The sequence below is a fragment of the Roseiflexus sp. genome (assembly GCF_057785375.1).
The window spans coordinates 41,781-51,690 of record NZ_JBYNRX010000029.1; the positions used below are offsets into that span (position 1 = coordinate 41,781).

5 protein-coding genes and 1 pseudogene are annotated in these 9,910 nt (G+C 63.4%); 4 read left to right on the plus strand and 2 right to left on the minus strand.

The genetic code is table 11. The features are described from left to right. The first annotated feature begins 5 nt into the window (after window positions 1–5). From AC3EA7_RS05260 to AC3EA7_RS05270, 3 genes and pseudogenes are all read left to right on the plus strand, one after another. On the plus strand, window positions 6–1,793 hold the full coding sequence (locus AC3EA7_RS05260; RefSeq protein WP_488612986.1) for a cellulase family glycosylhydrolase: 1,788 nt from the start codon (window positions 6–8) through the stop codon (window positions 1,791–1,793). 345 nt (window positions 1,794–2,138) lie between these two features. After that, window positions 2,139–3,371, plus strand: coding sequence for a TsoY family (seleno)protein (locus tag AC3EA7_RS05265; RefSeq protein WP_488612987.1), 1,233 nt, complete (start codon window positions 2,139–2,141; stop codon window positions 3,369–3,371). 177 nt (window positions 3,372–3,548) lie between these two features. After that, window positions 3,549–4,440, plus strand: a pseudogene (locus tag AC3EA7_RS05270) (Uma2 family endonuclease). A 7-nt stretch (window positions 4,441–4,447) separates the two neighbouring features. Here the strand turns inward: AC3EA7_RS05270 and ygfZ are convergent. Next, window positions 4,448–5,416, minus strand: a complete 969-nt coding sequence (gene ygfZ / locus AC3EA7_RS05275; RefSeq protein WP_488612988.1) for a CAF17-like 4Fe-4S cluster assembly/insertion protein YgfZ — start codon at window positions 5,414–5,416, stop codon at window positions 4,448–4,450. Between the two features lie 578 nt (window positions 5,417–5,994). Here ygfZ and AC3EA7_RS05280 point away from each other — a divergent pair. Next, window positions 5,995–6,471: a methyltransferase family protein gene (locus AC3EA7_RS05280; protein ID WP_488612989.1), complete on the plus strand. Its 477-nt coding sequence runs from the start codon at window positions 5,995–5,997 to the stop codon at window positions 6,469–6,471. A gap of 2 nt (window positions 6,472–6,473) precedes the next feature. Here AC3EA7_RS05280 and mutS read toward each other — a convergent pair whose 3' ends face one another. After that, window positions 6,474–9,728 carry a DNA mismatch repair protein MutS gene (mutS, locus tag AC3EA7_RS05285; protein WP_488612990.1) on the minus strand — a complete coding sequence of 1,085 codons (3,255 nt, stop codon included), beginning with the start codon at window positions 9,726–9,728 and terminating at the stop codon, window positions 6,474–6,476. Between the last annotated feature and the right edge of the window lie 182 nt (window positions 9,729–9,910).

Here is a 9,910-nt window from a genome sequence, read left to right on the forward strand (position 1 = left end):
ATCATATGCGCACCTCAAGATATCTATCGCTCTTCCTCCTGATTGTGCTGGCAGGGTCGCTGTTCCTGCCATTGCGCACGCAGGCGGCGGCGCGCAGCCCGGAGGAGGTGCCGCCGACGCAGCCGCCGTTTCGGTCGCGCCTCTTCCCGGAAACCGGGCATACTGCGCTCAATTCGTTCCTCTCCTTCTGGGAGCGAACGCCCAATGCGCTGTTTGTGCTCGGCTACCCGATTTCGGCGCCGTTTATCGAGGAAAGTTTCACCAACCCCGGCGAGTATTACCGGGTGCAATACTTCGAGCGCGCTGTTCTCGAAGAGCACCCGGAAAACTACGGCACTCCCTACTACATCCTCGGTCGTCTGCTGGGCACGGAAATTGTCAAGGGGCGCGAGAACGAACCGCCGTTCCAGCCAGTTCCTGATCCGCGCGACGGCACGTGGGACGAGTTCACCCGCCACACGCTGCGCAATTCACCGGCGCCGTTCCGCAGTTTCTGGCTCAACAACGGCGGGCTGGCGGTCTTTGGCCGTCCGCTCTCCGAGCAGTTCCAGGAAGTGAACCAGGCGGACGGCAAGGTGTACTGGGTGCAGTATTTCGAGCGCCAGCGCATGGAGTGGCATCCCGATGAACCCGACCCGCGCTACCGCATTCTGCTCGGTTTGCTCGGCAACGAGTACCGCAACGCGCATCATGAGGGCAACCCGGCGTTTACTCCCGGCGCAACTGCGCCCGATCAGCCGCAGCCGCCTGCGAGCACGTTCGCCTACGGATACAACGTCATTCTGTACGGTCAGGGGTCAACGTCGTGGCAGGATCGCCCGCGTGTGCTGCGCCTGGTGAAGGAGAGCGGCTTTGGCTGGGTGCGCCAGCAGGTGCGCTGGATGGACCTGCATGATCGCTCCGGTGCGATCTACTGGGCTGAACTCGATAACATCGTCGAAGACTGCCATCGGGAAGGGGTCAAGGTGCTGTTGAGCGTCGTCGCGGCGCCATCATGGGCGACCCCCAACGGCAGAAATGGTTTGCCGTCCCGCGAACACTTCGGCACATTCGCCTATTTCATGGGCGAAATGGCGAAACGCTACCGCGGCAAGGTCCAGGCATACGAAATCTGGAACGAACAGAACCTGGCCGTTGAGAATGGCGGGCGCGTACCGAATGCGTCGTTCTACATGGACATGCTGGTGCAGGCGTCGCAGGCGATCAAGGCGAACGACCCGGCGGCGCTCGTTGTATCCGGCGCGCCGTCGAGCACTGAAACGAATGCGCCGACCATCGCCGTCAGCGACCTGGTCTTTTTGCAGCAGATGTTCGCCGATCCACGCTTCCGCGCGAATGTCGATATCGTTGGCGTGCATCCTGGCGGCGCCGCCAACCCGCCCGACACCTTTTGGCCCGACAATCCAGGACCAGGACCGGGATGGACGAATAGCCGCGAGTTCTACTTCCGCCGCGTTGAGGATGTGCGCGCCCTGATGGTGCGTTCCGGGTTGGGGGACATGCCGATGTGGGTGACGGAATTCGGCTGGGCGACGCGCAATAACACGCCGGGGTACGGCTTCGGCAACCAGATCTCGTTCGAGAAGCAGGCGCAGTATATTGTGCGTGCATATCAGATGGCGCGCACCAACTACGCGCCCTGGATGACCGGCATGTTCCTGTGGCAGCTCAACTTTGCCGTCCCCTGGCGCGCCCAGGGCAATGAGTTGCACGAGCAGGCAAGCTACGGCGTGATCAACGGCGACTGGAGCCCGCGCCCGGCGTATCTGGCGCTTAAGGCGATGCCGAAGTAGATGACTGTCAGCCGCGGGTGATGGGCGCGGTCCGTCCGCGATGGCTGTCACCTGTGAGCGATGGGCGCGGTTTGGGAAGAGGCGGCATGCCCAGGTCGATGACTGTCACCTGCGAGCGATGGGCGCAGTCCAGGAGCTGGCGGCAGGCCCGGCATTCCGGTGCGCCAGCGGGGTATCCGGCATAGGTGACAGTCATGAAGCGGGCGGCAGTGGTGAGGTCTGGAGAGCAATACGCTCTCCAGATTTTTGTTTTCTCTCAGACTTGGTGTAACCTCCCGTTGATTCGTTGCATCTCATGAGCGAAAGATCGACATTCTGTTGACAAAAGAAGGAGGTCACACGCTCATGAGTCGATTGATCGGTCGTTTGACAGGGGTTCGCGCCATGGGTGATCGGTACACGCCGACCTACTTCCTGGCTGCGCTGGGCAATGGCGGTATGGCAGTCACGTTCTTCATCTGGCTCAATTTCCTCGTTCCCCATCCGAAGACGCCAATCGTCACCTTTGACAGCATCGCAGTGCTCTGGAGCAGGTCGGATCTGATTGGGCAGGCGCTGGTGCTGCTTGCACTGATAGGTGTGGCGATCTTTGCAGTGCGCCATTTTCAGTCGCTGGCGTGGAACCTGGGCGAATTTGCGCGCTTCCGCAGCAGCAGCGCCTACCGGCAACTGCGCGATACCAATGGCGCCGTGATGCTGATGACGCTCCCGTTGACGCTGGCAATGACGATCAACGTTCTCTTTGTGAGCGGCGCAGTCTTTGTGCCCGGGCTGTGGAACATCGTCGAATATCTCTTCCCATTCTCAATGACGGCTTTCGTCGCGGTGGGCGTGCTGGCGATGCGCACGTTTAGCGACATTTTTGGGCGTGCGCTGGCGAATGGTCATTTTGATTGCACGCGCAATAATAATCTCACGCAGTTGCTGGCCGCCTTCGCCTTCGCAATGGTCGGCGTCGGTCTGGCGGCGCCAGCGGCGATGAGCACGGTGAAACTGACGATTGGGTTGTCGATCCTGGGGTCGGTCTTCTTTATCACAGCAGCGGTTGTGGTGGCGCTGATCCTGCTGGTGCTGGGGGCGCGGGCGATGTTGAGCCAGGGTCTGGCCACTGAGGCGGCGCCGAGCCTGTGGCTGCCGATCCCGCTGCTGACGCTGATCGGCATTGCGGTGCTCCGCATCAGCCATGGTCTGCACAATGGCTTCGATCTGCACATCGAAGCGCCGCACCGGTTGCTGATTACGGCGGTCTTTTTCAGCATGCAGATACTGGCAGGGCTGTTTGGTCTGTCGGTGTTGCGGCGAGTCGATTACTTCCGCACCTATCTGTCCGGTTCAGGACGCAGCCCGGCCAGCTACGGGCTGATCTGCCCGGCGGTTGGTCTGTTCGTTTTCGGCATGTTCTTCCTGCACGTCGGTCTGGTGCAGAATGATCTGGTCACAAAGTTCTCGCCAGCTTACTTCGCGCTGTTGCTGCCGCTGGCAGTCGTGCAGATATTGGGGATCATCACCATGTTCCGCCTAGATAACCGGCTGCTGACGACCCGCGCTCCGGCGCTGGCGGAGGCTGAGGCGGCGTGATGATGTCCGTCGTCTGGGTGGCATGGGCGCAGATGACTGTCACCTGCGGGCAATGGGCGCAGTCCAGGAGCTGGCGGCAAGCCCGGCATTCGGATGCGTCAGCGGGGTGTCGAGGCATCAGGTGACAGTCATCCAGCGGGGGCGCCCCCGCCGCCGATGGTATGGTATACTGAAATTATGACGACCACGCTTCCCAATCCAACACCTTCCGCTGATGCGCCCGCTGAGGACCCGTTCCGCTACGGGTGGCGTATTGTGCGCCGTGACCTTGGCGACGGCTACTTCGATGAGGAACTTGTTCCGTTGCGGCTCATCGACCTGCTGCACCCCGAGGAGGGCAACCGGGTGCTGTGTCATTCATCAGCGGCGCGTCCGCTACCTGACGAACGTCTTTCTGGCGCGCACAGCGGACCGCCCCGACGCCGTCGTTCTCAGTGATGTGCGTATCGCCTGGGACCTTCCCGAGTTGCGCCCCCACGGTCCCGACATGATGGTGATCTTCGGGGTGCAGGCAGTGCGCAACTGCGGTTCGACGATGCTCACCGCGTGGAGCACGTTCAACGTGGCGCAGGAAGGGGTGCGCCTGACGCTGATTGTCGAGGTGACGTCACCGGAAACGCGCCGGTTCGACCTGTATGAGAAAGTGGATCATTACGACCTGGCGGGCGTGCCATTCTATGTGATTGTGGACGCCGTCGAGCGGCGCGGAACGCCGGTCGTGCGCGTTGTCGGCTATGAGCGCGCAGGAACAGCCTGCCGAACGATGCAGCCGGACGAGCGGGGATGGCTCTGGCTCGCACCGCTGCGGGTCTGGATCGGGGTGCAGGAGAACGAGGTGTATTGCTTCGACGAGCAGGGACGGCGGATGGGCGACTATGCCAATCTGGTTGAGATGGTCGTCGAATCGGAGGAGCGGGTGGCGGAGGCGCTGGCAGAAGCCAAAGCGCAGGCGCGCGCCCGGATGGATGCCGACGCTCGCGCAGCGGTAGAGGCTGAAGCGCGCGCCGCCGCCGAAGCGCGCCTGCGCGCGCTGGAAGCCGAACTGCGCCGGTTGCGTGGCGAGGAATAGCGCCCGTTTACTCCGAAAATGGCAGTTCGACCACGCTGGCGGTCGCTGTGGACCCCGCTACCTCGACGATCATCCCCGGTTCGGCATACGCGGCGCGGACATACGCCAGTGCGATCGGTCCAAACCGCGGCGACACGACGGCGCTCGTCAGATCGCCGGCATCTTTCCCGTCAGCCTGGAGTTTTGCCGGCGCTGCGACCGGCTGGCTCAACCGGAGACCACAAAGGCGCTTCGCCAGGCGACCGCGACTCTCCATGCGCGCGATGATTTCCTGCCCGACGTAGCATCCCTTGGTGAAACTCACTGCATCCAGCAGCCCGGTTTCCAGTGGAATGTACTCCTGGCTCAGTTCGCGCCCGAATGCGCCATACCCCTGTTCGACTCGCAGCACGTCGAGTGTGCTGGCGTCCAGCGTTGCTGCGCCGGCGCCGCGTAGTGCGACGTGGACGGCATCGTATCCATCGGACGGAAGGTAGAGCGTGAAACCGTTGCCGCCGATCGGCTTGCGGCGCGCGAGCAGCAGACTTACCCCTGCGAGCGTTGCGGTTGTGATACCATGCAATGGCAGATGGATCTCTGCGCCGGTCAGTTCTGCGAGCACGCGCGCCGCCTGCGGGCCGTACACTGCAAGTTGCGTGTGGGTTCGTCCGGCAGCCTCCAGGGTCACCTGGTCGTTGAAAAAGATGTTCTGGCGCAGATGCCTGAACACCGGCGGTCCCTGGTCGGGGTTGGCGACAATGAGCAACGCATCGTCGAGCGTGTGAACGGTCAGCACGTCAATGATGCGCCCGATCGGGGTGGTAAGGACGGTCAGTGTTCCTTCGCCCGGCTTCAGGCGCTCGATGTCGTTGGTGGAGAGGCGGTGCAGCAACGCCGCGCGGTCGCGCCCGCGCATGAAGATGCGCCCGGCGGTGCGTTCGTCGGCGATGGCGATATGTTCCAGCGCGCTGGTGTAGGAGGACTCGTTTCCGTGCATCGTGTATCTCCAGAAATCCATTTTTGTGGCGCCAGGATGAGCCTGTTACCAATGACCGACTGCGACTAATGGGTTGTGAATGGATATTCCGCTCGCCTCTCTCGCCTGGCGGCTGACGTCGCGGCTGTGGAATGCGAGGTCCCGCGCAGGGGTCAGGTTATGATCCTCACGTGCGGTCAGTCAGACAAGATGTTCGCGCGCCCGGTTCGCACAGCGTGGCGATCCACCACGCGCGTTGGCAGTCCGCCCGGCGGCTGAAGCTGCAGGCTACGGGCCCCAAGCCCGCCTGCGCGGGCTGCACCGGGCGATGCCGGATGATGTTCTCAACAACCATATATTGGTCCAAATGACCGCGTATGTATGACATAATCGAGCGATCAACCACAACCCGGACTGATGTGGAGCGACCGACGCTGGCTGAGCCTGTCGAAGCCAACGTCAGCCGCACGAAGGTCAACACGGGCAATTGTTAGAGCCTATCCAGAAAGGTATCGTTGGGTAGGCGAAGGCATTGCCTTCGCCTACCCGGTCGCACGTTAGTCCGCTCACCAGTCATGATACAGAAAGCACGGTCTCTGATGCAAACCTTCATTGCACGCGGCGGGTGGTGGGTGAGCGCGCAGTTTGGATTGCTCTTCGCGCTTGTGCTGGCGCCGCCGGATCTGCCAGGGTTGCCGGCGCTGCCGTTGCTGCGCGAACAGGGCGCGCTGATCGTCGGCTTCATCCTGGGAGGGTGCGGCATGGCGCTGGCAGGCATGGGACTGCTGCACCTCGGCGCAAACCTGACCCCCTTCCCGCGACCGCGTGATAATGGCAGACTCGTCCAGAACGGCGTCTATGCCATCGTGCGCCATCCAATCTATAGCGGCATTATCCTCGGCGCCTTTGGCTGGTCGCTGGTGCGCGGCAGCATTGTCGCGCTGGCATTGAGCGTCGCGTTGCTGGTCTTCTTCCACTTCAAATCACGCCGCGAAGAGCGCTGGCTTGTCGAGCGCTACCCGGAATATGCTGCTTACCAGAAGCGTGTGAAGAAACTCCTCCCGTTCATCTGGTGATGCTACCCGCCGCTCGTGCGCGCCAGTTTTTGCAGTTCGTGCAGTTTGTTCAGCGCTTCCAGCGGCGTCAACTGATTAATGTCGAGTCGCCGCAGCATCTCCAGCACCGGTCCTGGCGTCAGGTCGAAAAGCGACAGTTGACCGTCCGGTGCGTGCGGTTGAGCGCCGCGCGCCGCGCTGTGGCTGCGCGATGCGGTTCGCCCGGCGGACGGATGTTCGTCATCGCGCGTGGTTGCCGGCGGCGGCGTACTGCGCGGCGCGCGGCGCTCGAGTTCCGCCAGCAGTTCCGAGGCGCGACGGATGACCGTTTGCGGAATGCCTGCCAGTTCCGCCACGTGAATGCCATACGACCGGTCGGCGCCGCCGGGACGCAGTTCGTGCAGGAACACCACTCGCCCGTCCTGCTCGGTTGCTGCCATGTGGTAGTTCTTCAGGCGCGGCAGGGTGCGCTCCAGGTCGGTCAGTTCGTGGTAGTGGGTGGCAAAGAGGGTGCGGCAGCCGAGGCGTGGCTCGTTGTGGATGTATTCGATGACTGCCTGCGCGATCGCCATGCCGTCATAGGTGCTGGTACCGCGCCCGACTTCGTCCAGGATGATCAGGCTGCGGCGCGTGCTCTGCGCCAGCAGCGCCGCCGTTTCGGTCATTTCGACCATGAAGGTGCTGCGCCCGGTGGCAATATCGTCCTGCGCGCCAATGCGCGTGAAAATACGGTCTACCAGCCCAATCTCGGCGGCATCGGCGGGCACGAATGAGCCGATCTGTGCCATAAGCGCAATCAGCGCCACCTGACGCAGCACGGTGCTCTTGCCACTCATGTTCGGACCGGTGATCAGGCAGATCTGGCGCGTCTCGGTATCCATCTCGATGTCGTTGGGAATGAAGGTTTCATCGAGGGTCTGCTCGACCACCGGATGCCGACCGCCGATGATGCGCAGGCGGGTGTCGTCGTGTAGTTCCGGGCGCGTATAGCGACCGCGCACTGCCGCTTCCGCCAGCGCCGCGAAGACATCGGTGGCGGCAATCATACGCGCGGTGCGCAACAACCGCGCTCCTGCGCCAGCCACCGTATCGCAAATACGGGCGAATGCGCGCCGTTCCAGGTCAATCAGGCGTTGCTGCGCCTGTTCGACGATCTCTTCGTAGCGTTTGAGTTCGTCGGTAAAGTAGCGTTCGCCGGTCGTCAGCGTCTGTTTGCGGATGTAATGCTTTGGCACCTGATCGGCATAGGTTTTGGGCACCTCGATGTAATAGCCGAAGACGCGGTTGTAATCGACGCGCAGCGACTTAATGCCGGTGCGCTCGCGTTCTTTCGGTTCGAGTTCGCTGATCCAGCGCTGCGCGTCGCGGCTTGCCGCCACGACCTGATCGATCTCCGGCTCGAAGCCCGGGCGAATGACGCGGCGCGGCGGTTCGCCATTCTCTCCGGCGCGGAGGTAGTTGGATGCGCCGAGCAATGCGGGTGGGTCGTCGTCGATGGCGGTTTCGAGGAACGCCAGGATGTCGCTGCATACATCGAGCGCCAGGGTATCCGTGTGATCGTTCGGCGGCGCAACCGACGATGCTTCGGCGGATGCGGCTGATGGCGTCGTTGCCACAGGCGCCAGCGACGGATCGGACTCGCCGGCGTTGTCCTCGCCGTCATCGAACAGATCGTCCCCGGCGAAGCGCGCCGATACCCGCCGACGCGCTTCGCGCTGCGCCCGCAGGCTGATCGCCGGTTCCTGGTCATCCTGGACATCTTCCGGCGGCGATACGTCATCGACAGGCGCAGCGCCGACCGCCACGGCTTCCTGGAGGGCGCGAATCCCGCTCAGATCGACATCCTCCTGCGGCGGCGTCCAATCTCCCAGCGCGGCGACCAGGTCAGGGAGCGCGCGCAAGGCATCGCGCAGCCGCGTCATGTCGCGCGGCGTTGCCACGCCGCTTCCCTGGATGATCCGGTTGACCACCCGTTCCATGTCGCCGACGCGCCGCAGCGTTTCGCGCACCGACGTGCGCAGGACAGCGTCGTTGACGAAGTATTCCACCGCGTCGTGGCGCGCGCGCAACCGCGCAAGGTCGCAGAGCGGCTGTGAAATCCAGCGGCGCAACAGGCGCGCCCCCATCGGCGTGCGCGTCTGGTCGAGGACGCCGATCAGCGAACCGCGGGTCGTACCGCTATTCCCCTCCAGGAGTTCCAGGTTCCGCTGTGTCTGCGGATCGAGGAACATGGCATCGCCGGGGGTGTACACGCGGATGGTGCGCAGGTTGGCGACCATTCCCTGCTGCGTTTCGCGCGCATACTGCACAATCGCGCCGGCGGCGCGGATTGCCAGCGGACGATCCGCCAGCCCGAAGCCGGCGAGCGAATGGACGCCGAACTGATGGAGTAGCGTATCATGGGCATTGCGCAGGTCCCAGCGTCGTTCGGGCCAGGCGGTCACGCGCCCGTGCGCCCAGCGCGCGTTATTCTCCCGCTCGACGCGCCGCGCGACACGTTCGCCGGGGAGGACCCGTTCGCGTTCCTCGCGGGTGAGGAACTCCAGGTCGTGTTCGAGGCGGGCGCTGGATGGCTCAAGACCGGGCAACCGGAGGTCGGCGTGGTCTGGAACCAGGATTTCCGCCGGATTGAGGCGCGTCAGTTCACCCTGCGCCTGCTGTGCTGCGCGTTCGCCGCCGAACTCGGCGGCGGCAAACTCGCCGGTGCTCAGGTCGGCGTATGCCAGCCCGATGCGGCCATGGGCGGCGATCAGGGCAGCCAGGTAGTTGTTGCGTTCGGCGGGGAGCATCCCGCTTTCGATAATCGTGCCGGGGGTGATGACGCGCACAACCTTGCGCTCGACCATTTTGTTGCTGCCGGCAAGCGCCGTTTGCTCGATGCCGGCGGCGAAAATCGAGCGTGGACGGGTATCGGTGCGGCTGGAGGGAGTTTCGGTGATCTGTTCGGCGATGGCGACGCGGTAGCCGGCGCCGACAAGCCGCGCAACATATCCTTCGATGGCATGGTACGGCATGCCTGCCATCGGGCAGCGCTGCTTCTGATCGCGCCCCTTCTGGCTGGCGAACTCTTTGTAGGTAAGCGTCACCTCGAGCAGGTCGGCGACCAGTTTGGCGTCATCGTCGAACGTTTCGTAGAAATCGCCCAGGCGGTAGAGCAGGATGGCGTCGGGATACGCCGCTTTGAGGCTGCGATACTGGCGATACCAGGCGTGCAGTTCGAGACCGGGGAATTCCTGTTGCAACTGTCGCTCGAAAGCGCGACGCTCGGCGGGGGTCATACACGGCTCCATATGCACGTCATTTCTCGTACCGATGTTCTATTATAGCACCGGTTGGTGATCTGTCCAGTATATGCCCCCTCACCCCCCGTGCCTCCCGCTCCCACGAGGGGAGAGGGGGGAGGCGCCCCTCACCCCCGTGCCCCCCGCTCGCGCCAGGGGAGAGGGACCCCCTCACCCCC